Below are 23,546 nucleotides of genomic sequence, written 5' to 3'. Positions count from 1 at the left end.
ACTGCCTGTCAGTCTTCTTTCGGTTCTTCTTCGGCGTCGTCTTCAGCTTCATCTGCCGTCGTGCCTTTCGGCATGTGCACGGAGGCGACCGGCAGGTTGTGCTCTTCGCCGTGGGTCAGCGCCAGCAGTTCAACGCCTTTCGGCAGCGCCAGATCGGACAGGTGAACAACCTGGTCCAGTGCCACGTTGGTCATGTCGACCTCGATGAACTCCGGCAGGTTCTGCGGCAGACAGCTGACTTCCACTTCGGAAGCGCTGTGGGTGATCTTGCCGCCCTGCTGCTTGACGCCGGCGCACTTGTCTTCATTGGTGAAGTGCAAGGGAACCTGCATGGTGATCTTGTGGGTTTTGTCGACGCGCAGGAAATCACAATGCATCGGCGTGCCTTTGGCCGGGTGGCGCTGCAGGTCACGCAGTACCGCCTGTTGCTTCTTGCCGTCAACACTGAGGGTCAGGATGTGGCTGTAAAACGCTTCGTTTTCCAGTGCCTTGACCAGTTCGCGCAGTTCCACAGTAATCATCTGCGGGGCAGATTTGCCACCGTAAATGATACCCGGGATGCGGGCCTCCAGACGACGCAGGCGGCGGCTCGCACCTTTCCCTACATCGCTGCGGTCCTCTGCGTTAAGCAGAAACTCATTGCTCATGAGTGTATCTCCGTTATGTCCCGGGCGGGTCCTGCGACCAGACCACGCCGGGAGGTTCAGTAAAATGGGCGCGCATTATGTAACGCCGGCGCGGGAAAAGCCAGTGCCCGGCATGCCGGGCACTGCAGGGGAGAGGCGATCAGACCAGGCCGAGACGGTCGAACATGGCCGACAGGGATTCCTCGTTATTCACCCGGCGGATGGTTTCCGCCAGCATCGGGGCCAGTGACAGCACCCGGATGCGGCCGCAATCGCGGGCCGCGGCAGACAGCGGGATGGTGTCGGTAACGATCAACTGATCCAGCTCGGAATCCTTGATGTTGGCAATAGCAGCGCCAGACAGCACCGGGTGGGTACAGTAGGCCACCACCTGGGTCGCGCCGTGCTCTTTCAGGGCCTTGGCCGCTTTGCACAGCGTCCCTGCGGTATCCACCATGTCATCCACCAGCACACAGCTGCGGCCTTCCACTTCACCGATGATGTGCATGACCTGGGATTCGTTGGCCTTCGGGCGGCGCTTGTCGATGATGGCCAGGTCGGCATCGTTGAGCTGCTTGGCCAATGCCCGGGCACGCACCACGCCACCGACGTCCGGGGACACGACCATCATGTCCTCGTAGTTCTGGCGTTCGATGTCGGCCACGATCAGCGGTGTGGCGTAGACGTTGTCCACCGGAATATCGAAGAAGCCCTGAATCTGGTCGGCGTGCAGGTCCACGGTCACCACGCGATCCACGCCGACGGCGGTGATCATGTCGGCCACTACCTTGGCGGTGATCGGCACGCGGGCGGAGCGCACCCGGCGATCCTGGCGGGCGTAACCGAAGTAGGGGATGACAGCGGTGATCCGGCCTGCGGAAGAGCGCCGCAGGGCGTCCGCCATGACCAGGATTTCCATCAGGTTGTTGTTGGTGGGGTTGCAAGTGGACTGGACGATGAAAACGTCCTTGCCGCGCACGTTCTCATGGATGTCGATGGCGACTTCGCCGTCACTGAAAGTGCCGACATCGGCAGCGCCCAGCGGAATATTCAGCTGGCGCACCATGGCCTGGGCGAGTTCGGGATTGGCGTTTCCGGTAAAGACGACGAGTTTGGACACTGGCGCTCCCCGAGGATCGTGTCAGTTGAAACGAAGACAACGCAGGGAGTGACGCTGATGCAGGTAGCGGCGGGCCGGCGCTGTCGTGTCCTGAAGATGCCCGCTGTGGTGCCGGACATCCTCAATGAAAGTGGCTGGGGTACCAGGACTCGAACCTGGGAATGACGGGATCAAAACCCGCTGCCTTACCAACTTGGCTATACCCCAACGCAAACTTTTGTCATGGCGAAGCAGGGTTTGCCTTGCTCAGTGTGCCGGGAGGTGTACTCCCAATGCCTGATGCAGAGGCGAAACAGCGCAGCTTCGCGCGACGAAACCTGTCCAGCGCGGTGGCAATCCCGCAAGCAATGTTGCGGCGGACTGCCGGTCGGTAACCGGGGCGAAAACACAGGCGCCGGTTCCGGTCAGATGGCTTTCGCCAACTTCCTTCTCAAGCCATGTCATTGCCTGGTCGACAGCCGAAAAAAGCTGACGCACAACCGGTTCGCAATCGTTGTGAAAAGCGCGGCGGGTGGCTGGCTCGAGAAAGGCCGCTACTGTACTGACGGGGGTATTCCTTGTCAATTCCCGGTGATTGAAAATTTGTGCGGTGGCGACAGGCACGCCGGGATGCACAACCAGGTAATCCTGCGGCGGCAGTGCCACGGCGGTGAGCTGCTCTCCGATGCCTTCAGCAAAGGCGCTGTGGCCGCGCACAAACACCGGCACATCGGCACCCAGCTGCACACCCAGTTGCGCCAGCTCATCCAGTGAACAGCCCAGCGCCCAGAGATGGTTCAGGCCCAGCAGGGTTGTGGCCGCATCGCTGGAGCCGCCGCCGACACCGCCGCCGGCGGGCAGGTGTTTGTGCAGCCGGATATGCGCCCCCTGACGGCAACCGGTGTGCTGCTGCAACAGCGAGGCGGCACGCCAGACCAGATTGTCCTGCTGTGGCCCCGGCACGTCGGGGGCTGCCAGCGTCAGCGTGTCAGCCGGGCTGAACTCGAGCACGTCACCGGCATCCAGCAGGGTGAACAGGGTTTGCAGTGTGTGGTAGCCGTCCGGCCTGCGTCCGGTGATATGCAGGAACAGATTGAGCTTGGCCGGTGCGGGCAGGGTCAGTGGTGCCGACGTCACGGCTTCGGCGTCCAGCGCTGGATGATCAGGGTAAAGCTGTCGCCGTTGAGATTGGCGCGCACGCGATGCGGCAAGGCCAGCCCGGCAACCTCCTGATGGCGGTCGAAGCGCAGTGACCAGCCCAGCTGCTCCAGGGTGGCCATGCGCCCGGCCTCATCGAAGCCCGGTTCGGCGGCGGCCCAGGGCCAGGGCAGGCCGCGCACCCAGTAATACAGGGCGTCCACCGGGATCAGCAGGCCGGTCAGGTGCCAGGCCAGCTCCGCCGGCGAGCCTGCGCTCATCTGTTCGCGGCCGGTATCCAGCGTGGCCAGTTGGTCATCCCAGACCAGTTCCGCGCTGCCGAATCCCAGTGGGCCAGAGAAGTGAATGCGTCCGCCTTCCTGGCGCTGACGCCAGTCCAGGCTGGCATTACCGCCATCAGCGGCGGTGCGGTAGCCGAGCCGGCCGCTGATATCCCAGTGCTTCAGGTCTTCGGCCCGGTCGAAATCGTCCATATCCAGCACCTGGCGTGTCTGGCAGGCACTGAGTAGCAGTGTGATGATCAGCAGGGCCGCTGCGTTGCGCAGGCTCATGCATCATTCTCCAGCAGCCGCTCCATCACGCGGGGCACGTGCCGCCCCTCGGGCTCGCGTTGCAGCGAGTCGGCCCAGATTCTGCGTGCTTCAGCTTCGTAGCCCAGGCTCCAGAGCACTTCACCCAGGTGCGCGGCAATTTCGTCATCCGGGTACAGGGTGTAGGCCTGCTCCAGGTAGATCAGGGCCTCTTCCGGCCGGCCCAGGTTGAAAAGCACCCAGCCCATGCTGTCCATGATGGCGGGATTGTCCGGGCGCTGTTCCAGGGCCCGCTCGATATAGCCCAGGGCTTCTTCGTGGCGTTCAGTGCGGTCGGTGAGGGTGTACCCCAGGGCGTTGAGCGCATCGGGATCATCCGGGCGCAGCGTCAGGATGCGGCGCAGATCGGCTTCAGTGCGGTCCAGTTTGTCCAGGCGCTCGCTGGCCAGCGCCCTGGCGTAGAGCAGTTCAATGCTGTCTGGCAGTTCGTGGAGACCTTCATCCAGCAGTTGCAGCGCGGCCTCGGGGTTTTCCTCTGTGAGCATTTCTGCTTCGGCAGCGTAAAGCAGCGGCAACTGTGCCGGGTAATGATCACGCAGGTCTGCCATCAGGGCTTGCCGGTTGGCGGTGTCACCCGTCTTTTGATACAGGCGCGCCGCCTGCACCCGTGCGCGCAGGGCCATGTCCGGGGCGCGGATGGCCAGATAGTGGCCGATGGCGATCTCGGTCTCGCCGTCGGTTTCTGCGGCCTGTGCCAGATAGCCGTGGATTTCGTCCTCCCGGTAACCTTCCTCTACCAGTTGCTGCAGCACGCCGATGGCGCGTGCGCGGGCACCGTGTTCCATGCCATACAGCGCCAGTGACAGGCGCAGATCCTGGTCATCCGGGTGTTGCTGCGAGAGGGTTTCAAGCTGGCGAAAGGCTTCCTCCTCATCGCCGGCCTCCAGGAGCAGGCGGACATAGAGCACGCGCACACGGCGCGTCTCGGGATATTGTCGCACCAGCCGGCGCATATGCCGCCGGGCCTCGTCAGGGCGGCCCAACTCGGCCAGCAGGCGGCCTTTCAACAATAATGCGTCCTCATGCCGGGGCTGCCGGCGCAGGGCTTCGTCGTTGGCGTCGAGAGCGGCTTCCAGCTGCTCCTCCAGTTTCAGGTGCAGGGCGCGGGCGTACCACAGTGCGGCCTGGTCCGGATAGCGCTCTGTGAGCTGGGCCAGCGCGGCCAGCAGCTGGGTATTGCCGGCCTGATCCAGATTGCGGGCCTGCGTAACAAGCCGGACCAGTGCCGCTTCCGGGTTGGTGGCCAGAAGCTTGTCGATATAACCGGCTGCGGCATCGGCATTGCCGAGGCTGACGTGGGACAGCGCGGCAATTTCCATGGCGGTGGTGTCATCCGGTGCCATGGTCAGCCAGTGCTCTGACATTTCCAGTGCCAGCGCGGGATCTTCCATATAGGCTGCCAGTCGCGCCGCCTGGCCGGCGACCTCCGGGCTGCGGGTGCGCCGGGCGGTTTGCGTGTAGTAGGCCAGGCTGACGTCCAGCTGACGCCGCTGTGCGGCCAGCTCAGCCAGCATGAGATCCGCAATGACGGTCGTGTCATAGGGTGCCGTTGCGCGGGGCGCAGCGGGGGGCTTCGTCACCTCGGCGGGCGGCGGGGCGGGCGTCCGGCTGGCACAGCCGCCCAGCAGCGCGGCGAGCAGCAGCACGGGCAGGGCTGCGGTAATCAGGCGATTGGTGCAGAGTGTGAAGCGCATCTTGGGCATTGCGGTATCGTGTCCGCTGGCGAATTGAGGGCCAATCATGGCACACAGGGCCTTTACTGCCCACTGTGCCGGTTGGCGTTATAGTGGCTATGACATTGTTTCAAGGGGATAAATCCCGCAAAATGCGCGACCCAGACAGCGGCAGCACTGCGGGCATACCGGGCATGAAGCTATTCGCCACAGGCGTCAACCATACTACCGCGGAGCTGGGCCTGCGTGAGCGGCTCACCTTTCCCGAGGCGCAGATACCTGCTGCCCTGGACGATCTGCGGCGCCTTCCCGGTGTGCGGGAGGTGGCGCTGTTGTCCACCTGCAACCGTACCGAGATCTACTGCCTCGCTGAGGAATCCGGTGACGCAACCTCACCGGACCTGGCGCATTGGCTGTCACGTTGGCACGGGCTGGATGAAAAGCGTCTGCGCGATGTGCTTTATCTGCACCAGGATGATCAGGCGTTGCGGCACATGATGCGCGTGGCTGGCGGGCTGGATTCACTGGTGTTGGGCGAGCCGCAGATTCTGGGCCAGATGCGTGACGCCTATGCCCGCGCCCACGAGAACGGCGCACTCAACGCCAGCCTGGCGCGTACCTTCCAGCAAGTCTTCAGCGTGGCCAAACGCATTCGCACCGACACGGGCATCGGTGCGCACCCGGTCTCTGTGGCCTATGCCGCCGTCTCGTTTGCCCGGCATATCTTTGCGGACCTGCGCACCAGCCGTGCCCTGTTGATTGGCGCGGGCGAAATGATTGAACTGGTGGCGCGTCACTTGCGTGATCAGCAGGTGGCGGAAATCACGATTGCCAATCGCACGCTGCAGCGGGCCGGTGAGCTGGCCCGGGAGGTCGGCGGTCGCGCCGTGACGCTGGAAGAATTGCCCGTGGTGCTGGAAAAAACGGATATCGTGATTTCCTGCACCGCCAGCCCGGTGCCGGTCATGGGCAAGGGCATGGTAGAGCGGGCGCTGAAAAAGCGCCGCCACAAACCGATTTTCATGGTCGATATCGCGGTGCCCCGGGACATTGAACCCGAGGTGGGCACACTGCAGGATATCTATCTCTATACCGTTGATGATCTGCACGAAGCCATCGAGGAAAACGTGCGGCAGCGCCAGGACGCGGCCCGCGATGCAGAGCAGATCATTGATCAGGCCATCGCCCGTTACGCCCGTGAGCAGCGCGAGCTGACCGCCGTGGATACGCTGCGCGGCTATCGGCAACAGGTGATCAGCCTGGGGGAAGAGGAGTTGATCAAGGCATTGTCACAACTGGAAGCAGGGGGGGACCCGGCGGATGTGATGCGTCGTTTCCAGCATGCGCTGTTGAACAAGGTGATGCATCAACCCAGCGTGCAATTGCGTCGCTTTGCGGCGGAAAACCGGACAGAATCTCTGGCCATTGCGCGGGAACTGCTGCTCAGGGATGACATGTCCGGGGACGACCGATGAAAGACAGCCTGAAAACAAAACTGCAACGTCTGTGCGAGCGCCACGAAGAGCTCTCCGGATTGCTATCGGATGCCGACATCATCGCGCAGCAAAACCGCTTTCGTGAATTGTCTCGTGAATATTCAGAGCTCGAAGATGTCGTGCGGTGCTTCGGCGAATACCGCGATACCCTCGAGACCCTGGCTGAAGCACAGGCAATGCAACAGGACAGCGACCGGGACATGCGTGAGATGGGCGCCGAAGAGGCCCGCGCCGCGCAGCAACGTTGCGAGGCGCTTGAAGCCGAGTTGCAGCGTCTCATGCTGCCCCGTGATCCCCGCGACAGCTGCAATGTGTTTCTGGAAATCCGGGCGGGTACCGGCGGTGATGAAGCGGCACTGTTTTCCGGCGATCTGTTGCGCATGTACAGCCGCTACGCCGACAGCCAGCGCTGGCGGGTGGAGCAGGTCAGCGCCCACGAGGGCGAGCAGGGCGGCTACAAGGAAGTGATCTGCCGGGTCAGCGGTGAAGGCGTTTACTCGCAGCTGAAATTCGAATCCGGCGCCCACCGCGTGCAACGTGTACCGGCAACAGAGTCCCAGGGGCGTATTCATACCTCGGCCTGCACGGTTGCGGTCATGGCGGAAGCCGAGCAGATGGCTGAAGTCGTCATCCGTAACGAGGATCTGCGCGTGGATACCTACCGCTCCTCCGGCGCGGGCGGCCAGCACGTCAATACCACGGATTCCGCCGTGCGCCTGACGCACCTGCCCACCGGCATCGTGGTGGAATGCCAGGACGAGCGCAGCCAGCACAAGAACAAGGCGAAAGCCATGTCACTGCTGCAAGCCCGTATCTACGACGGCATGCAGCAGAAGCGCGATCAGGAAATGGCCGCGACGCGGAAATCCCTGGTGGGTTCCGGCGACCGTTCCGAGCGCATCCGTACCTATAACTTTCCCCAGGGTCGTATTACCGACCATCGTATCAATCTGACCCTCTACAAGCTGGCAGAGGTGATGGCGGGTGACCTCGGCGAATTGATCGGCGCACTGCGGGCCGAGCATCAGGCCGAACAACTGGCGGCCCTGGCAGAGCAAAGCTGATGGCCAGCATCAGCGAGCTGTTGCGCGCCGCCCGCCAGCGCCTGGAGGGCTACTCGCCTACGGCGGATGTGGATGCGCGGGTGTTGATGGCGCATTGTCTGAACAAGCCCTCCAGTTTTCTGTTTACCTGGCCGGAACATCAGCCCACCGAGGCAGAGGCGCGCCAGTTTCAGCAATGGATTGCGCGCCGTGTGGACGGCGAGCCGGTGGCCTACCTGATTGGTCGTCGCGAGTTTTACGGGCATGAATTTCTGGTGTCGCCGGACACACTGATCCCCCGCCCGGACACGGAGTTGCTGGTGGATATGGTGCTCAGTCACCTGGATGGCAACGCGCCACTGCGCATTGCCGACCTGGGCACCGGCACCGGTGCCGTGGCCGTCAGCCTGGCGCTTGCCCGGCCCGACTGGACATTGCTGGCCGTGGATATGGATGCGGCCATCATGGATCTGGCGGAGCGCAACTGCCACCGCCTGGGCGCTCACAATGTGCAACTGCTGCAGTCCAACTGGTGCGAGCAACTCAGCGGCCACTTCGATGCCATTGTCAGCAACCCTCCCTATGTTGCAGAGGATGATCCGCACCTGGAGCAGGGCGATGTGCGATTCGAACCCACAACCGCGCTGGCGTCCGGGCCGGACGGGCTGGAAGATATTCGTCTGATCATCACCCAGGCCGTGCCACGGCTGGTCCCGGGTGGTCTGCTGGCGTTTGAGCACGGCTATGACCAGGGCGAGGCCGTGCGTGCATTGCTGGAGGCGGGGGGGCTGACAGCCGTGGCCAGCCACCGGGATATGGCCGGTCACGAGCGAGTGACACTCGGTTTCAGGCCAGGAGCGGATCATGCTCACTGACGATCAGCTCCTGCGTTACAGCCGCCAGATCCTGCTGCCTGAATTTGACGTGGCAGGGCAGGCGGCGGCAGCGGCGGCCCGCGTGCTGGTGATCGGTGCCGGCGGGCTGGGCTGCCCGGCCGCGCTGTATCTGGCGGGCGCCGGGGTGGGTGAATTGATCCTGGTCGACCCGGACATGGTGGACAGCAGCAATCTGCATCGGCAGATCGCTTACCGTGAGGCGGATGTGGGGCAGCCCAAGGCGCGCGCGTTGGCGGCCACGCTGCGGGCGCTCAACAGCGACGTGCGCGTCCATGAGCATGTGCTGGCGGCGGATGGCAACTGGCTGGCGTCGCAGGTGCCGGGCGTGACCCTGGTGCTGGATTGCAGCGATAACTTTGCCACGCGGGAATCCGTCAACCGGGCCTGCCATGCTGCTGGTGTGCCGCTGATCTCCGGCGCAGCAATTCGGCAGGAAGGTCAGCTGGCGGTATTCGATTTCCGTCAACCGGATAGCCCGTGTTACGGCTGTCTTTATGGTGACGGAGAGGGGCCGGATACACTGTGCAGTGAGTCCGGCATTCTGGGCCCGGTGGTTGGCACTGTGGGCACGCTTCAGGCCCATCTCGCATTACGTTTGCTGAGTGGTGCCGATGTGGGCGGCGTACTGCATCTCTTCGATGGCGCGACAATGAGCTGGCGCCAACTCCGCTTGCGTCGCGATCCTGGGTGCCGGGTGTGTGGCGGCTGATATGCGGCAGTGTGTTTGATTGCTCAATAGCGCTTTGCGTCTTCCTCACGCAGCGCCTGAATTTCCGCTTCGGATAGCCCTGTGAGATCAGCGATGGTGGCGTCATCCATCGGGGTCTTGCGGACCAGATTCAGAGCGGTGGCCAGCCGGGCCTCTCGCTGGCCTTGCTCCAGGCCCTTTTCCAAGCCCTTTTCCATGCCCTGTTCCAGGCCTTCCTGAAGGCCCTTTTCTTTTCCGATAGCCTCGTAACGTTCCACGAATCCTGTCATGGTCGCCGCCTCCTTCTGATAAATTTGCTCAAAAAGCATACGCTCATTATTGTCAATCCTGGCGTAGATGTCGATGAACCCCAGATACTTGGCCTGCTTGTCCGGGTTGCCCTCCAGGCTCTCCAGCCCTCGCACAGCGCTGGCGTAGATGGCCAGTTTCAGCTCCGGCGGCCAGCGCATATTGGGCAAGTTCAACCTGGCCACCAGATTGGGACTTTCCATGTGGTGCTCACCGGGCAGCTCAGGTAGCACGCAGCGAATATACCGGAATTGCAAATAGCTGAAGAACTCGTTGCCGAGCACGATCCTGTCCGGCACTTTGCGTGGCCGCTTGAGAAAGATCACCACGGGTACTACTCGATCAGTGTGGAACAGCTCTGCCAGAGACAGGCTGTAGCGGGCCAGTTTGTGAACCGAGAAGCTGCTCGGATCTGTGTGATGTTCAACCACGAACAACAATGCCTCGCGGTGCCCATCGGGCCACTCCAGCAGCAACGGAATATCGAGCTCGAGAAAACGATCACTCAGCCGATCCTTGAGCTGTTCTTCCCGAATCGGCGTGAAGGTCACTTCCTCGCCCAAGTGGGCGGCTTCGTCCGGTGCAAAGAGTTCCAGTGCCTGGCGGGGATAATCAAGAATCAGATTCTTGAAATTCTGGTCATGGCTGTCGGGCATCGCATTATCATCCATGATTCTTGCGAGGCGATGAGGATGCCTGTTGAGCCATGCCTCTGTCTGTCAGCGAATGCCGCCGGATGCTGTAGGAAAACACCGCACCTTCCCGAGAGCCTGGCGTTGGTGCCGCCCTGACGCCGGGTTATGCTGTGCGGAACAGATGTTTTGCTGAACCACAGCGCTTCAAGCGGGGAAATTTGCCATGCCAGCCTGGATTCCGATCCTCAAGGTATCACTGCCTTACATTACCCAGATCGTGTCGACGGCGATTCCCGCCTTCACCTACCGCAGTGCGAGCGGCAAAGTGGATCCGGTTGTCGCGCAGCAGATCGAAGAACTGCAGACGGCGGCGACCACCAACGCAGAATCTGTGCATGTGCTGGCCGAAAAACTCCAGCTCACCATCGAGGGCGTCGATGAGGCCGCCCAGCGCCTGCAAAAGGAACTGGTCAGAATGAAGCTGCTGCTGGCCGGCGCGACGACGGTCGCCGTGTTGGCACTGGTCGTGGCGGCAATCAGTCTGATGTAGTGTTGCTGTCATAGCGGTTCCAGATGCCAGCCTTGAGGGGTTGCCAGCAAACGGTCTGTCAGCGCCAGGTTGTCCAGAAACCTGTCATCGTGAGATACCACCACCAGCGTGCCCGGGTAGCGCTGCAACATGGCTTCCAGCGCCTCTACCGAGGGCAGATCAAGGTGGTTGTTCGGTTCATCCAGCAACAGCAGTTGCGGGGGAGAATCGGCGTAGAGTATGCAGGCCAGTGCGCCCTTCAAACGTTCACCACCACTGAGTAATCCGCTGGGCGTCGCTATCTTCTGCGCGTCCAGCCCCAGTTGCGCCAGCCGCATGCGCAGATCCCCTTCGGTTGCCGTGCGGCGGGCCAGTTGCAGTTGTTCCAGTACCGTTTTTTCCGGGTCAAGGTTGCCCAGGCGCTGGTCAAGGCCGGCACGTTCGGCGGTCACCTTGCAGGTGCCGGACAAAGGGGAGATCCGGCCAGCCAGCACCCGCAGCAGGGTAGACTTGCCACAACCGTTCGGGCCGACCACGCCGATACGTTGCCGCCCGCTCAGGGCCAGGGTGATATGACGGGTGGCACCGGGCACAAACGGTAGCGTTACCCGATCCAGGTCTACCGTGCGGCGCTTATCCATTGCGTTGTGCCTGGCGGGTATGTCATGCAGGGTGATGCCCGGCGCTTGTTCAACGTGTTCTGCTGCTGCTTGCACGCGCTGATCCTGTTGCGCGCGACGGGCGGCCTGTTTCTGGCGCAGTGCGCCCGCGGATGACTCGCTGCGTTCTTTCTGGCGATCCAGCAGCACTTTGGCCTGATTGGCTTTCTTGCCATGCCGGTGGCCGCGTGCCTGTCGCCGCGCCTGGCGTTCATCCTGTTTGCGCAGCGCCTGTTCCTCGCGTTGGCGCTCTAGCTTGCGTTGACTGAGTTGCTCAAGGGCGCTTTGCCTTTCATGCGCCCTGGCGCGGGCATAAAAGGTGTAGTTGCCGCCGTAGCTGCGCAGCCCCTGTGAGGACAGTGCCACGATGCGCTCCATGGCATGCAGCAGTTGCCGGTCATGACTGACCACAATCAGCCCGTGCGGCCAGCGCTGCAGTTGCTCGATCAGCGCCTGCCGATTCGGGCGGTCGAGGTGGTTGCTGGGCTCATCAAGAATCAGAAAATCTGCACCGGAGAGCAGGGCGCCAGTCAATGCGACACGCATGGCCTCACCGCCGCTTAATGTGCGCGCCGGTGTGCCTGCTTCGAGATGGCCCAGATCATTGCGCTCGAGCGCCTGGTGAAGTCGTTGGTGCATGTCCCAACGGCCGTCCACGGCGTCGAAATCCGCCGCCGCGGTGCTGCCGGCATCAATGCGTGCCAATGCATCCAGTGTGTGTTTCACGCCCGCCAGACCAGCGACAGTGGCGCCATCGTCATACGCCACTTGCTGGGCGAGGTAATGCACGCTGCCGGAGCACAGGCATTGCCCGGTGGTGGGCGGCAACAGCCCGGCCAGAATGCGAGCCAACACGGTCTTGCCCGCGCCATTGCGTCCAACCAGCCCCGTGGGGCGCATATCGAACTGTTCGTGGAGGTCAGAGAAAAGCGCCGTGCCGTCCGGCAGAACGTGAGACACACCCTTTAGTGTGAGGTAAGTATTCGTCATGCTTTTTTCCAGAGATGCCAGGGGCGCCCCCTGAGGGTGGGAGCCGGTGGAAACTGGCCGTTTTGACAACAACGGCGGCATCAATGGCGCATTGGACGAATACCTCTTTATGAGAAAGCCTGTTACGAGAAAGCCTGTGTAAATAGTGTACAAGTGCCTCTGCGGATCGACAATCCCTCGCACTATTGCTTACACCATGCATGTCGATCCAGCGCCCGCCGGGACGACCAGGGGGACACTGACACAGGAGCTCCCCATGAAAAGCGTCAACCCGTACCTCAATTTCCGCGGTAATACCCTCGAGGCCTTTACCTTCTACGCATCGGTATTTGGCACTGAAATTCAGGACAAAGTGCATTACCGGGACTTTCCCGACAACGCCATGGGCGTTGATGAAGCAGATCTGGACAAGCTGGCCCATATCGCCCTGCCGCTGGGCTCAGGCACCTTGCTGATGGCGACAGATGTGGTGGGGGCTTATGCCGAGGATTTCACGGTGGGCAACAATGTCTTCATCACGCTGGAGACTGACAGCGCCAGCGAAGCAACACAGCTGTTCGATGCGCTGGTCCAAGCGGGGACGCCGGCCATGCCGTTGCAACGTACGGATTGGGCGGAGTCATACGGCATCTGTATTGATCAGTTTGGTGTGCAGTGGATGATCATGTACACCGGTGACGTGGTCGCAGGCTGCTGAGCATTCCGGTCACCCGCCACGCCAGCGTTGCGGCGGGTGACCGATCTGCCAGTTTGGTGTGTCAGATCTCGCGAATTTCACCATTGAGGTGGGGTTTGATGCCGTCCGCTGCCAGCAGGCGGAAATCCAGACCCTGACCCTCCGCCGCGCTTTGCACGAACTTCACTTTTGCCGGAATGAACATCGGCAGTTTGAACTGGACATCCACCGTGAACGGGCCTTGCGGCAGCTGCGCATTGACCTCTGCCAGGCAGCGTGCCTTTGACCACATGCCATGGACGATCTGGCGTTTGAAGCCAAACAGCTTGGCGGTCAGCGGATAAAGGTGGATGGGGTTACGGTCACCGGACACGGCGCCGTATTTGCGGCCGGTATCACCGGGCACCTTCCATTCGGTGAAATCGGTGGCTGCTGTGGCCTCGGCATTCTTGCGCGCCTTGTCGTTGCCTGCGTCTTTACCGGTGCCGCCACCACGGCGGAACATGATGGATTCACTCTCCCAGACCAGCTCCCCGGCTGTGCTGATGTGGGTCAGGATGGAAAACTCATAGCCTTTTTCCACCTGACGCAACTCACCGAAACGGCACTCCACATCCAGTTGCTCGCGTTCGTTGATGCGGCGGTATTGGGTGATGCGATTGCGCACATGCACCAGCCCCATGGCGGCAAACGGGAACTGTTTGTCCAGAATCAGGCTCATGAACAGCGGGTGCGCATGCAGGTGCGGGTAGGTGACCGGTAGGTAACCGTCCGCGCTGAAGCCGCAGACTTTGCGATAGGTGGCCAGATGTTTCGGGTCCAGCACGATATCGTTGAGGCGTACACCGATGGCGGGCAACTGCGGGGTTTTACCCGGCTTGACGCCCGCACGGATGACGGCCTTGGCAAAAAGGGGCAGCATGGCAGGTGCGTTGCGCAGTTCACGGATGTCGGTGGCGCTCATTGTTGCGTCCTTCAAATGCAGAAAGTGAATTCACAGGCAGGCAAGTATAGGCAGCGAAGCGGGGGCGGTGGATTGGCCGAAGTGACGAAAGACCAGACAACAGCGGTGACGACGGGGGTGACGACAGGTGTGGCGACAGGCCGCCCTGCTGATCACCATGCCTGGCTCAACAGCCTGCTGTGGCTGCTGCCCGTCATGGCCCTGCTGCTGGGATTGAATATCGCCGGGCGCGACGCGACGTTGCCCTGGCTGCTGCTGTGCTGGTTGCTGATCAGCCTGGTGATGCTGGCAGGCCTCTGGCGGCGTGCCCTGAGCCGCCGCAGAGCCTTTCTGAGCGCCTATCTGCACCCCGGCAGCCGCTGGCGCTGGCGCCTGCGTGGCGGTCCGGTGATGGCCCTGCGGTTATGGCTGCAGTCCGCCGTGCTGGCGCTGGTGCTGCTGGTGGCGGTGGTCCGCCTGCAACAGGACCTGTTGTGGTGGCTGCTCGGCGCCAGCCTGCTGGTGCTGGTGGGCCTGCACCGCCTGCTGCAGCGGGGCCTGCGCCCGCATATCGCACCGCTGTATCTGCCCGAACTGAGCTGGCGGCTGACACTGGCCGCTCAGTTCATGCTGATGTTTGCAGCGCTGGCATGGCTGGCCCTGTTCGGGGATTACCCGGATTTTTCCGACGCCTCGCTGTCGCAGGCGCTGTGGCACGAAATGGCGCGCGAGCGCGCCGCCAGCCCCTGGCTTGAGGCGCTGTTGCAAGTGGCGGCGGGCAAGGATGCGCTGGTGTGGTGGCTGGGCCAGCAGCTGTTGCCTGGCGTGGGCAGCCCGCTGCTACGGCTGGGCGCCTGGTTACTGCTGCTTGCGGCAGAGGGCCTGTTTGTCTGGGCCTGGCTGGTGTTTGCCGCCGGCGCCGCTTCCTTGTCCAGCGCGCCGTTGCCGGCCTTTCCTCGTGATGTTGCAGGATGGACTCCATGATGCCTGACGCGGCAGTCCCCTCGGTGCAAAGGTCCTCAGCGCAAAGACCCTCGGCGCACCGTTTTCCGGTGCTGCGGCTGTTGTGCCTGCTGATCGGCATTGCCGCGCTGTGCGTGGCCCTGCTGCACCGCGCGCAGTGGCAGAGCAGTGGCGGAACCCGGGACGTGGTGGTGAGAGTAGGGGATGCGCACTATCAGATCAGTGAAAGCCAGGCGCAGACACTGGCACTGTTGTCGGCGTTGCGTTTCAGTGAGGGGGAAGAGCAGGCGCGGGAGATCGTCAATGCGCATATCGAGCAGGGCCTGGCGCGGCTGTTCGAGGATCTTCAGCGGCGTCTGCCCGCGTTTGCTGACTGGTACTACTCCCTGGGTGGTGAATACGCGCGGCTGTCGATGCTGGTGCTGGAGAAAGCCAGCCTGGCTGACGAGGGCTATGTGGCGCGCAAGGCAGAGGAACTGATCTTTGATGCGGCCGATTTTTCCGGGCGCCTGGATATCCTGCGTCATCAAGCCGATGCCCGCCTCTTGCGCCAGGCGCGCAGCACACGGGATAGCTGGCTGACCGAAATGCTGGCGCTGCTGGAGCAAGACCGTATGCCGGTGGCGCCCCTGCCCCAAAGCCAGCCGCTGGCGCTGGATGCGTTGCTGGATCAGTTGACCGGCTACGGCAGCCCCGAGTTTGTGGCGCGCTTGTCGGTGAGCAGTGCGGCGGCCGTGGGTGTCGCGGTGGGGCCGATGGTCTGGCGCGCCGCCAGCCGCCGGGCAGCGGCAACCTCAGGGCGCGCCGTGGCAGCGCGTGGCGCGGGGCGGGGCGCGGCCCGAGCGGGCACTGCAGCAGCGGGCGGCGCGACCCTGTGTGCGCCCAGCGGCCCCGGGGCGCTGGCCTGTGCTCTGGTTGCCGGGGCAGCGGGTTGGCTGGCCACCGATTGGGCGCTGCTGCGTCTGGACGAGGCGCTTAACCGGGAGCAATTGCTGGCAGCCCTGCAACAGAGCCTGGATGAGATGGAGGAAGAAATGACTCGCAGCCTGCTGGCGGCTTATGACCGGGTGCTCACTGAACAGTACGGCGCCATGCAGACTGACATCCAGCGTACGTTCAGCCCGCTGCAGGCAAGCCGTCCGCCGCAGGGGGCACGCTGATTCTCCGTACGACTACTTGCTGCGCCAGCTGGCGGCGCCGAGAAAAATCAGGCGCAGCTGTTTTTCCGCCATGCGCGCCAGAAACAACTCTTCCGCCACATCTTCCGCCGGGATATCCAGCACCTGCTCGGTCAGGGACGTCATATTGTTGACCATCAGCGAGGCCATCATCTGCAAATCCTCGGCGCTGGTCTTGGCCAGCAGCGGGATGCGCGACAGATCGGTGGCCAGTTCGCTTGTGAACAGTCGTATTTCCTGGCGAATGGCATTGCGGATCGACTGACTGCCGCTGAAGCGCTCCTTGGCGACGAACTGAAAATGCCGGGTATTGGTGCGTACATAGCGGATATAGGTCTGCACCGAGCTGTTGATGGCCTGCTTGTGCGGCACACCGGCAGCACGCACGTCCCGCATCAACTGACGCAGGGTGCGGAAGGATTCATCCACCAGCGCCAGCCCCAGCGCATCCATATCCGGGAAGTGACGATAGAAGGCGGTGGGGACAACACCGGCTTTCCGGGCGACCAGTCGTAGCGACAACGCTGTGAAATTATCTTTCTTTTCAACAAGTTCCAGCGCTGCGTCCAGCAGTGCTCGGCGCGTGCGTCCGCGTCGCGGGTCGCGGCGGGTCTCTGCCGTCTGCTCCACTTTCCGGTCCATGTAGTGTCCGTTTTCAGCCTCATTGTGTGCACGGCATTGTCTCCTGTACGCGTGCGGATGGAAAGCGTATCGCGGTGTTCACTTTCCAAGATGTTGATAAATATGATAATTACATTATTTTGTGTACAGGTGTTGACATGATGGGGGTGTCCAAAATAAAGTGCACGCATGTTCACATATGAACCCGGAGACACTCCTATGAGCAGCGTGACCTGGAAACTGCTGAATAACCCTATTACCCGCGCCCTGGCGTCGCCGTTGTCGGTGGACGACTACCTGAGCCAGTTCAACCCGCTCTGGTCCGTCGGGGAAGTGCGTGGTCGCATTGAGCGGGTCGAGCGCGAAACGGCTGACGCGGTCACCCTGCATATCAGCCCTAACAGCCACTGGGCAGGCCACGTTGCCGGCCAGCACCTGGTGCTCGGCGTGGAAATCGAAGGCGTGCGCCACAGCCGCTGCTTCTCCATTTCTTCTGCGCCCGGCGATACCGGCATCACGGTAACCGTGAAGCGCAACGGCGATGGCCTGGTCAGCAACTATCTGGTGGACCGCGCCCAGGTGGGTGAGGTGCTGTTTCTGAGCCAGGCGCGCGGCGAGTTCCTGCTGCCTGACGGCAACGCGCCGTTGCTGATGATCAGCGGCGGCAGCGGTATCACGCCGTTGATGGCGATGCTGCGCGAGCTGGTGCACCAGGGCCGCGAAGCGGATGTTGTCTTCCTGCACTACAGCAACAGCTATGCCGACACGATTTTCCATGGCGAGCTGCGGGCGCTGGCTGACCGGTTTGACTGGCTGAACCTGAAACTGGTGATCAGCAACGGCGCCGCAGTAGAAGGCGACCATCAGGGTCTGTTCAGTGCAGAACAGTTGCTTGAGCTGGTACCCGATGTGGCCGAGCGCGTGGCACTGCTGTGTGGGCCGCCGCCATTGATGGACCGCGTCAATGACGCCTTTATTGCCCAGGGCCGCGACAAGCCTGCCCAGGAGCAGTTCCAGGTGCGCCTCACGGCCGCCGCTGGCGAAGGCCGGGTGAGCTTTTCCCGCAGTGGCCTGGAGGCCGCCGGCGATGCCGCGCCCAACCTGCTGGAACTGGCCGAACAACAGGGTCTGAATCCACCCCACGGATGCCGTATGGGCATCTGTCAGGGTTGTAAATGCCGCATCACCCAGGGCCAGGTGCGCGATTTGCGCAACGGCGAAGTGCGTGATGTCCAGGACGAAGAAATTCAGCTGTGCGTGCACACCGCCGCCGGCGCCGTCAGCGTTGAACTCTGACACACACCGACTACTCAAGGAGACGACTCATGAATGCAGCCGTTCAGAACCTTACCGCAAACACGACGCCCAGCCGCGGCTGGCGCCACCTCAGTGCCGAGCAGGTAGAAGCCTTCGGCGCCGAGCTTGAAGCCATTCGCGAAGAAGTGATGAACTCGCTGGGCGAGCGCGACGTCAAATACATCCGTCGCATCCTCAAGACCCAGCGATACTCCGAGATCGCCGGTCGTACCCTGTTGTTTGCCGGCTTTTTGCCGCCGGCCTGGATTGCCGGTACTGCGCTGCTGTCACTCTCCAAGATCCTCGAGAACATGGAGATCGGCCACAACGTCATGCACGGGCAGTGGGACTGGCTGAAAGATCCGGCGCTGAACTCCAGCACCTATGACTGGGACAATACCTGCCCGGCGGAACAGTGGAAGCACTCGCACAACTATATGCACCACACCTTTACCAACATTGTGGGCAAAGACCGCGATGTGGGCTACGGCATCATGCGCATGTCTGACGACCAGCCCTGGAAGCCCCAATATCTGTTCCAGCCGTTCTACAACTGGATTCTGGCCAGCTTCTTTCAATGGGGTGTAGCCCTGCACGATGTGGAATTCGAACGCATCGGTCGTGGCAAGAGCCTGGCGGAAGCGACGACGCAGCTGAAGCAGATCTGGAAAAAGGCGCGCAAGCAGGTGTTCAAGGACTACCTGTTGTTCCCGGCGCTTGCCGGCCCCGGTTTCCTGTTCACGCTGGCGGGTAATGCGACGGCCAATCTGGTGCGCAACCTCTGGTCCTACATGGTGATCTTCTGCGGCCACTTTACCGAGGGCGTCGAGATGTTCTCCGAGGAAGAGGTCAAGGACGAGACCCGGTCCCAGTGGTACCTGCGCCAGTTGCTGGGTTCCAGCAACCTGGAAGGCGGCCGGGCGTTTCATATTCTGACCGGCCACCTCAGCCATCAGATCGAGCATCACCTGTTCCCGGATATGCCCGCGCACCGGTATGCCGAAATTGGCCCGCGCGTGCAGGCGATCTGTGAACGCTACAACCTGCCTTACAACACCGGGACCCTGCCGCGCCAGTTCGCGACGGTGCTCAAGCGCATCAACCGTCTGGCCCTGCCGGGGCGTCGTCGTCAGGCTGCTGCAGCCTGATGCTGACCAACGCCGGTGCCACACGGGGTTGCACCAGGCGCCACATGTCGCCCCTGGCGTCAGTAGCGCACACGGAGTAGGGCAGCCACAAAGCCGGAACCGGGCGTCTGCCCGGTTCCGGGGTCCGGCCTTGCTGTGCTAACCTGCCTACTGTTGATGCATTGCGTGGATAACAAAGCAGGATGGCAGAACTTACCGATTCAGGCGTATTACTGCGCATGGCATACAAGGGCATGCAGGCTGCGGGCATTGATGCTGATGCGGTGCTACAGAAAGTGGGCCTGAATGCCGCCGTGATGCGTCAGCCCGACCTGCGTACCCCCCATGACGCCCAGGAGTGGTTCTGGCAGGCCGCCGAAGAAGTGTCCGGCGACCCCCATGTCGGTCTGCATCTCGGTGCGCACATTCCCATCTTCAAGGGTCAGGTGCTCGAGTATCTCTTCCTCAGCAGCCCGACGTTCGGCGAAGGGCTCAAGCGCGCGCTCAATTACCAGCGTCTGTTATCGGATGCCGCCAAGGGCGAGCTCGAAGAGGATGACGACACCGTACTGCTCAAGCAGATGTTCTGGAGCCGTCGCCTGCACCATTTCAATGAATGCGGCATGGTCGGCGTGATCAAGTTCTTCCGCTTTGTCACCGACGGTGCCTTCGAGCCCTTGCAGATCAGTTTCAAACATTCGGCGCATGCGGACGAGCAGGAGTACCAGCGCGTTTTCGGTTGCCCGATACTGTTTGATCAGCCCTACACCGGATTACGATTTGCCCGGGAAGTAATGACGTTGCCGTCGGCGCACCATGAGCCTGAGTTGTTGCGCTTGCACGAACAGCTGGCTATCGAGCAGGTGGCGCGTCTGGAAAAGCAGGATCTGGTGGCACAGGTCAATCGTCTGATCGCCGAATTGCTGGAATCGGGTCACGCGAATCTGGAAGATGTGGCGGCCCGTCTCGGGATCAAACCGCGTCAACTGCGCACTCGGCTGGCAGATGCGGGCACCAACTTCAATCAGCTGGTGGCGGATTACCGGTGTCGGCTGGCCAAGCGATTGCTGGGGGGCACCGAAGAGTCCATCGACGAAATCGTTTATCTCACCGGCTTCTCTGAGCCAAGCACCTTCTACCGTGCATTCAAGCGTTGGGTCGGCATGACACCGATCGAATACCGCAAAGCCAAAAGCGACGATTGATCCGCGCTGACGCAAAAAAAAACGGGCCGAAGCCCGTTTTTTTGTGCCTGAAAAATGCGTAATCAGGCGCCGATCAGACTCTGGCCGCAGACGCGCACCACGTTGCCGCTGATGCCCTGTGAAGCGGGGCTGGAGAAGAACGAGATCGTCTCTGCCACGTCCACCGGCTGACCGCCCTGGTTCATGGAGTTCATGCGGCGGCCCGCTTCGCGAATCGCGAAAGGAATGGCGGCGGTCATCTGTGTTTCGATAAAGCCCGGCGCCACCGCGTTGATGGTGATGTTGCGCTCGGCCAGTTGCGGCACCATGCCCTGCACCATGCCGATGACGGCCGCTTTGGAGGTGGCGTAGTTGGTCTGGCCCATGTTGCCGGCGATGCCGGAAATAGAGCTGACACAGACGATACGGCCGCCGTCATTGAGGGTCTTGTCATCCAGCAGTTGCTGGTTGATGCGCTCTTCCGAGCCGATGTTGATGTCGATCACCATGTCCCAGAACTTGTCCGGCATGCCAGCCAGGGTCTTGTCCCGGGTCACACCGGCGTTGTGGACGATGATGTCCAGCCCGCCCTGGGCTTTTGCTGCATCACTGATCTGTTTGGGGGCATCTGCCGCGGTGATATCTGCCTCCAGGGCGATACCGCCGATACGGTCTGCTACCTGCTTCAGGTCTTCCGCCATGGGCGGGATGTCCAGCACGATAACCTTGGCGCCGTCACGCGCCAGGACGTTGGCGATGGCGGCGCCGATGCCGCGTGCCGCGCCGGTGACCAGCGCGGTCTTGCCCGCCAGTGGCTGCTGCCAGTTGAAGCTGGCGGCCTGGAAATCGCCGCTGCCGACGTGAACCTGCTGCCCGGACACATACGCTGCCTTCGGCGAGAGGAAGAACTGCAGCGGGCTGGCCAGTTGGCTCTCCGCGCCGTCATCCACATACACCAGGTTGGCGATGGCGCCTTTCTTCACTTCCTTGCCGAGGCTCTTCACCAGACCGACCAGGCCGCGCTGGGCAATGCGTTGCGCCAGATCGGCTTTCTGCGGGGTGCGACCGATCACAACGATACGGCCACACTTGTCCAGTTTGCGAATCACCGGGTTGAAGAAGTCCCAGATGGCGCGCAGTTCTGCAGTGTTGCGAATGCCGGTAGCATCGAACACCAGCGCCTTGAATTTTTCGCCGTCTTCGCGATCCGGCGTGTAACCGGTGACAGTCTCACCGGCGGCTGCGGCTGCCGCATTGATTTCGGCTTCCGCTGCGGCACCGCTGAGCGTTACCACGCTGGCCTGAGGGGCGGTTTTCAGGGTCGCCAGCACGGCGGCGGCTGCCTGGCTGCCGGCGGCGGCACCCACCAGGACCTTGCCTTTGACGAAGGACACTTCGCCCGGCTCGTGGCGCTCGAGCGTCACCGGAATCGGCAGATTCATCGCACTGAAGACTTTTTTGCCCACTGCGGAGTTGGCAATGGCCTGATAGACGTCGCTCATGATTCTCACCTTATATATGTCAGTGACGGTAAACAGTATGTCGATGCGGGGCATGGGGCACTGTACGGCGCCATAACACGCGCTGATGCCGCGCAAGATAGCACAGACGGGGATGTCTGAGGGGCGCTAATCCTCGCCCGCAGCAGCCGTCCGGGCCGCGAAAGGCGCTATTGAATCACCCCCGGGGGCTGCGGGTATTGACCGGTGACGGTGGCGTGATCGGCGATGCAGCCAATGAGCGCTGGCGCCATGCCGCTAGACTGCCGCTCACGTTTTGTTTAGCTTGACGCTTTGATTATCGGAGACAACACGATGCTGGCAGGAAAAAGTGTACGCAAGGTGGCCATTATTGGCGGCAACCGGATTCCCTTTGCGCGGAGCAATACCGCCTATTTCGGTGCGTCCAATCAGGAAATGCTCACCGCCGCCCTGCAGGGGCTGGTGCAGCGCTTCAACCTGAAAGGCGAGCGCCTGGGTGAAGTGGCTGCCGGCGCGGTCATGAAGCACTCCCGCGATTTCAATCTGGTGCGGGAATCCGTACTGGATTCCGGCCTGTCGCCGGAAACCCCGGCCTATGACCTCCAGCAAGCCTGCGGCACCGGTCTGGAAGCCGCCATCCTGGTGGCCAACAAGATCGCCCTGGGTCAGATCGACGCCGGCATCGCCGGTGGCGTGGATACCACCTCTGACGCACCACTGGGCGTCAACGATGAGAAGCGCAAGGTGTTCATGGCCCTGAACAAGGCCAAGACCACGGGCGAAAAAGCCAAGCTGGCCGTGAAGCTGCTGAACCCGAAATGGTTCCTGCCAGACATCCCCAAGAACGCAGAGCCGCGTACTGGCCTGTCCATGGGCGATCATGCTGCAGTGACCGCCAAAGAGTGGAACATTCCCCGGGAAGAGCAGGACCGTCTGGCGCTGGCTTCACACCAGAATCTGTCCCGCTCCTACGACGAAGGTTGGCAGAAAGACCTGATCACGCCGTTCAAGGGGCTGGAACAGGACAACAACATGCGCGGCAACTCGACCTTTGAGAAGCTGTCCACCCTGAAGCCGGTCTTCGGTGGTGCTGAAGGCACCATGACAGCCGCCAACTCCACCCCACTGACGGACGGCGCTTCTGCCGTGCTGCTCGCGTCTGAAGAGTGGGCGCAGGAGCGTGGTCTGCCGGTGTTGGCTTACCTGACGCTGGGTGAAGCAGCGTCTGTGGACTTCGTGCAGAAGAAAGAAGGCCTGTTGATGGCGCCGGCCTACGCCGTACCGCGCATGCTCGACAAGGTGGGCCTGACTCTGCAGGACTTCGATTTCTACGAAATCCATGAAGCCTTTGCCTCCCAGGTACTGTCCACACTGGCGGCGTGGGAAGATCCCACGTTCTGCAAAGAGCGCCTGGGCCGCGACAAGCCCCTGGGTGCCATTGACCGCAGCAAGCTGAACGTCAAGGGCAGCTCACTGGCCGCAGGCCACCCGTTCGCTGCCACCGGCGGTCGTATCGTGGCCAACGCTGCCAAGCTGCTGAACGAGAAAGGCAGTGGCCGTTGCCTGATCTCCGTCTGCGCCGCAGGCGGTCAGGGCGTGGTGGCCATCCTCGAAAAGTAAGCCGGCAGTCCGGTCGGTGCGCTTCGCCGTGCTCAGCACACCCTACACCGCCCCGTAGGGTGTGCT

22 protein-coding genes and 1 tRNA gene are annotated in these 23,546 nt (G+C 62.2%); 12 read left to right on the top strand and 11 right to left on the bottom strand.

Features of this window, described 5'->3' with window-relative positions:
* Positions 1–8: 8 nt before the first annotated feature.
* The 6 genes from K8B33_RS05790 to K8B33_RS05765 all read right to left on the bottom strand — a co-directional run bounded on the left by K8B33_RS05790 (position 9) and on the right by K8B33_RS05765 (position 5,176).
* Positions 9–647, bottom strand: a complete 639-nt coding sequence (locus tag K8B33_RS05790; RefSeq protein ID WP_223424326.1) for a 50S ribosomal protein L25/general stress protein Ctc — start codon at positions 645–647, stop codon at positions 9–11.
* A gap of 139 nt (positions 648–786) precedes the next feature.
* Complete coding sequence (locus tag K8B33_RS05785) at positions 787–1,746, bottom strand: ribose-phosphate pyrophosphokinase (RefSeq protein WP_223424324.1); 960 nt, start codon at positions 1,744–1,746, stop codon at positions 787–789.
* A gap of 131 nt (positions 1,747–1,877) precedes the next feature.
* Positions 1,878–1,953: transfer RNA gene (locus tag K8B33_RS05780), tRNA-Gln, on the bottom strand.
* Between the two features lie 39 nt (positions 1,954–1,992).
* Positions 1,993–2,862 (bottom strand): 4-(cytidine 5'-diphospho)-2-C-methyl-D-erythritol kinase, encoded by an 870-nt coding sequence (gene ispE / locus K8B33_RS05775; protein WP_223424322.1) that lies wholly within the window; start codon positions 2,860–2,862, stop codon positions 1,993–1,995.
* Positions 2,859–3,434 carry a lipoprotein insertase outer membrane protein LolB gene (lolB, locus tag K8B33_RS05770; protein ID WP_223424319.1) on the bottom strand — a complete coding sequence of 192 codons (576 nt, stop codon included), beginning with the start codon at positions 3,432–3,434 and terminating at the stop codon, positions 2,859–2,861. The genes ispE and lolB overlap by 4 nt, the downstream gene beginning before the upstream one ends.
* Entirely contained in the window at positions 3,431–5,176 is a 1,746-nt protein-coding gene (locus K8B33_RS05765) for a tetratricopeptide repeat protein (protein WP_223424317.1), read from the bottom strand. The genes lolB and K8B33_RS05765 overlap by 4 nt, the downstream gene beginning before the upstream one ends.
* Before the next feature lie 164 nt (positions 5,177–5,340).
* Here K8B33_RS05765 and hemA point away from each other — a divergent pair, with 164 nt between their 5' ends.
* The 4 genes from hemA to K8B33_RS05745 are packed head-to-tail and all read left to right on the top strand — an operon-like array spanning position 5,341 to position 9,290.
* Positions 5,341–6,621: a glutamyl-tRNA reductase gene (gene hemA / locus K8B33_RS05760; RefSeq protein WP_223424507.1), complete on the top strand. Its 1,281-nt coding sequence runs from the start codon at positions 5,341–5,343 to the stop codon at positions 6,619–6,621.
* Positions 6,618–7,706: a peptide chain release factor 1 gene (gene prfA, locus K8B33_RS05755; protein ID WP_223424315.1), complete on the top strand. Its 1,089-nt coding sequence runs from the start codon at positions 6,618–6,620 to the stop codon at positions 7,704–7,706. The genes hemA and prfA overlap by 4 nt, the downstream gene beginning before the upstream one ends.
* The gene (prmC, locus tag K8B33_RS05750) at positions 7,706–8,560 is read left to right on the top strand and encodes a peptide chain release factor N(5)-glutamine methyltransferase (RefSeq protein WP_223424313.1); all 855 of its coding nucleotides are present in this window, start codon (positions 7,706–7,708) and stop codon (positions 8,558–8,560) included. The genes prfA and prmC overlap by 1 nt, the downstream gene beginning before the upstream one ends.
* Positions 8,550–9,290 (top strand): HesA/MoeB/ThiF family protein, encoded by a 741-nt coding sequence (locus K8B33_RS05745; protein WP_223424310.1) that lies wholly within the window; start codon positions 8,550–8,552, stop codon positions 9,288–9,290. The genes prmC and K8B33_RS05745 overlap by 11 nt, the downstream gene beginning before the upstream one ends.
* A 23-nt stretch (positions 9,291–9,313) precedes the next feature.
* On the opposite strand, the gene K8B33_RS05740 is transcribed toward K8B33_RS05745, so the two are convergent.
* Positions 9,314–10,249, bottom strand: a complete 936-nt coding sequence (locus K8B33_RS05740) for an RpnC/YadD family protein (RefSeq protein ID WP_223424308.1) — start codon at positions 10,247–10,249, stop codon at positions 9,314–9,316.
* A gap of 187 nt (positions 10,250–10,436) precedes the next feature.
* Between K8B33_RS05740 and K8B33_RS05735 the strand changes: the two genes are divergently transcribed.
* Positions 10,437–10,763 carry a hypothetical protein gene (locus K8B33_RS05735; protein ID WP_223424305.1) on the top strand — a complete coding sequence of 109 codons (327 nt, stop codon included), beginning with the start codon at positions 10,437–10,439 and terminating at the stop codon, positions 10,761–10,763.
* An 8-nt stretch (positions 10,764–10,771) separates the two neighbouring features.
* On the opposite strand, the gene K8B33_RS05730 is transcribed toward K8B33_RS05735, so the two are convergent.
* Positions 10,772–12,391 carry an ABC-F family ATP-binding cassette domain-containing protein gene (locus tag K8B33_RS05730; RefSeq protein WP_223424303.1) on the bottom strand — a complete coding sequence of 540 codons (1,620 nt, stop codon included), beginning with the start codon at positions 12,389–12,391 and terminating at the stop codon, positions 10,772–10,774.
* Between the two features lie 256 nt (positions 12,392–12,647).
* On the opposite strand from K8B33_RS05730, the gene K8B33_RS05725 reads away from it, so the two are divergent.
* A complete protein-coding gene (locus K8B33_RS05725; RefSeq protein WP_223424301.1) occupies positions 12,648–13,088 on the top strand; it encodes a VOC family protein in 441 nt (146 codons plus the stop codon).
* Positions 13,089–13,149: 61 nt separating this feature from the next.
* Here K8B33_RS05725 and K8B33_RS05720 read toward each other — a convergent pair whose 3' ends face one another.
* Entirely contained in the window at positions 13,150–14,031 is an 882-nt protein-coding gene (locus K8B33_RS05720; RefSeq protein WP_223424299.1) for a MaoC/PaaZ C-terminal domain-containing protein, read from the bottom strand.
* A gap of 72 nt (positions 14,032–14,103) precedes the next feature.
* On the opposite strand from K8B33_RS05720, the gene K8B33_RS05715 reads away from it, so the two are divergent.
* Together K8B33_RS05715 and K8B33_RS05710 are read left to right on the top strand one after the other, a co-directional pair.
* The gene (locus tag K8B33_RS05715; RefSeq protein ID WP_223424297.1) at positions 14,104–14,994 is read left to right on the top strand and encodes a hypothetical protein; all 891 of its coding nucleotides are present in this window, start codon (positions 14,104–14,106) and stop codon (positions 14,992–14,994) included.
* Entirely contained in the window at positions 14,991–16,133 is a 1,143-nt protein-coding gene (locus K8B33_RS05710; protein WP_223424295.1) for a hypothetical protein, read from the top strand. The genes K8B33_RS05715 and K8B33_RS05710 overlap by 4 nt, the downstream gene beginning before the upstream one ends.
* Positions 16,134–16,145: 12 nt before the next feature.
* On the opposite strand, the gene K8B33_RS05705 is transcribed toward K8B33_RS05710, so the two are convergent.
* Positions 16,146–16,793 (bottom strand): TetR family transcriptional regulator, encoded by a 648-nt coding sequence (locus K8B33_RS05705; RefSeq protein WP_223424293.1) that lies wholly within the window; start codon positions 16,791–16,793, stop codon positions 16,146–16,148.
* Between the two features lie 198 nt (positions 16,794–16,991).
* Between K8B33_RS05705 and K8B33_RS05700 the strand changes: the two genes are divergently transcribed.
* The 3 genes from K8B33_RS05700 (at position 16,992) to K8B33_RS05690 (ending at position 20,400) form a co-directional block, all read left to right on the top strand.
* Positions 16,992–18,068, top strand: coding sequence for a ferredoxin reductase (locus K8B33_RS05700; protein ID WP_223424291.1), 1,077 nt, complete (start codon positions 16,992–16,994; stop codon positions 18,066–18,068).
* A 29-nt stretch (positions 18,069–18,097) separates the two neighbouring features.
* Entirely contained in the window at positions 18,098–19,216 is a 1,119-nt protein-coding gene (locus K8B33_RS05695) for a fatty acid desaturase family protein (protein WP_223424290.1), read from the top strand.
* A 182-nt stretch (positions 19,217–19,398) separates the two neighbouring features.
* Positions 19,399–20,400: an AraC family transcriptional regulator gene (locus K8B33_RS05690; protein WP_223424288.1), complete on the top strand. Its 1,002-nt coding sequence runs from the start codon at positions 19,399–19,401 to the stop codon at positions 20,398–20,400.
* A 62-nt stretch (positions 20,401–20,462) separates the two neighbouring features.
* Here the strand turns inward: K8B33_RS05690 and K8B33_RS05685 are convergent, their stop codons facing one another.
* Positions 20,463–21,881, bottom strand: coding sequence for a 3-oxoacyl-ACP reductase (locus K8B33_RS05685; protein WP_223424287.1), 1,419 nt, complete (start codon positions 21,879–21,881; stop codon positions 20,463–20,465).
* A gap of 312 nt (positions 21,882–22,193) precedes the next feature.
* Here K8B33_RS05685 and K8B33_RS05680 point away from each other — a divergent pair, with 312 nt between their 5' ends.
* A complete protein-coding gene (locus tag K8B33_RS05680; protein WP_223424285.1) occupies positions 22,194–23,480 on the top strand; it encodes an acetyl-CoA C-acetyltransferase in 1,287 nt (428 codons plus the stop codon).
* Positions 23,481–23,546 lie beyond the last annotated feature (66 nt).

Source organism: Alcanivorax limicola (assembly GCF_019931215.1).
GTDB classification, from domain to species: domain Bacteria; phylum Pseudomonadota; class Gammaproteobacteria; order Pseudomonadales; family Alcanivoracaceae; genus Isoalcanivorax; species Isoalcanivorax limicola.
This window is presented reverse-complemented; position numbering and strand designations above follow the sequence as displayed.

Coding starts and splice junctions, on each gene's coding strand:
- K8B33_RS05790 (WP_223424326.1), bottom strand. CDS start 647: ATGAGCAATGAGTTTCTGCTTAACGCAGAGGACCGCAGCGATGTAGGG.
- lolB (WP_223424319.1), bottom strand. CDS start 3,434: ATGAGCCTGCGCAACGCAGCGGCCCTGCTGATCATCACACTGCTACTC.
- K8B33_RS05765 (WP_223424317.1), bottom strand. CDS start 5,176: ATGCCCAAGATGCGCTTCACACTCTGCACCAATCGCCTGATTACCGCA.
- hemA (WP_223424507.1), top strand. CDS start 5,341: ATGAAGCTATTCGCCACAGGCGTCAACCATACTACCGCGGAGCTGGGC.
- prfA (WP_223424315.1), top strand. CDS start 6,618: ATGAAAGACAGCCTGAAAACAAAACTGCAACGTCTGTGCGAGCGCCAC.
- prmC (WP_223424313.1), top strand. CDS start 7,706: ATGGCCAGCATCAGCGAGCTGTTGCGCGCCGCCCGCCAGCGCCTGGAG.
- K8B33_RS05745 (WP_223424310.1), top strand. CDS start 8,550: ATGCTCACTGACGATCAGCTCCTGCGTTACAGCCGCCAGATCCTGCTG.
- K8B33_RS05740 (WP_223424308.1), bottom strand. CDS start 10,249: ATGGATGATAATGCGATGCCCGACAGCCATGACCAGAATTTCAAGAAT.
- K8B33_RS05735 (WP_223424305.1), top strand. CDS start 10,437: ATGCCAGCCTGGATTCCGATCCTCAAGGTATCACTGCCTTACATTACC.
- K8B33_RS05730 (WP_223424303.1), bottom strand. CDS start 12,391: ATGACGAATACTTACCTCACACTAAAGGGTGTGTCTCACGTTCTGCCG.
- K8B33_RS05725 (WP_223424301.1), top strand. CDS start 12,648: ATGAAAAGCGTCAACCCGTACCTCAATTTCCGCGGTAATACCCTCGAG.
- K8B33_RS05720 (WP_223424299.1), bottom strand. CDS start 14,031: ATGAGCGCCACCGACATCCGTGAACTGCGCAACGCACCTGCCATGCTG.
- K8B33_RS05710 (WP_223424295.1), top strand. CDS start 14,991: ATGATGCCTGACGCGGCAGTCCCCTCGGTGCAAAGGTCCTCAGCGCAA.
- K8B33_RS05705 (WP_223424293.1), bottom strand. CDS start 16,793: ATGGACCGGAAAGTGGAGCAGACGGCAGAGACCCGCCGCGACCCGCGA.
- K8B33_RS05700 (WP_223424291.1), top strand. CDS start 16,992: ATGAGCAGCGTGACCTGGAAACTGCTGAATAACCCTATTACCCGCGCC.
- K8B33_RS05695 (WP_223424290.1), top strand. CDS start 18,098: ATGAATGCAGCCGTTCAGAACCTTACCGCAAACACGACGCCCAGCCGC.
- K8B33_RS05690 (WP_223424288.1), top strand. CDS start 19,399: ATGGCAGAACTTACCGATTCAGGCGTATTACTGCGCATGGCATACAAG.
- K8B33_RS05685 (WP_223424287.1), bottom strand. CDS start 21,881: ATGAGCGACGTCTATCAGGCCATTGCCAACTCCGCAGTGGGCAAAAAA.
- K8B33_RS05680 (WP_223424285.1), top strand. CDS start 22,194: ATGCTGGCAGGAAAAAGTGTACGCAAGGTGGCCATTATTGGCGGCAAC.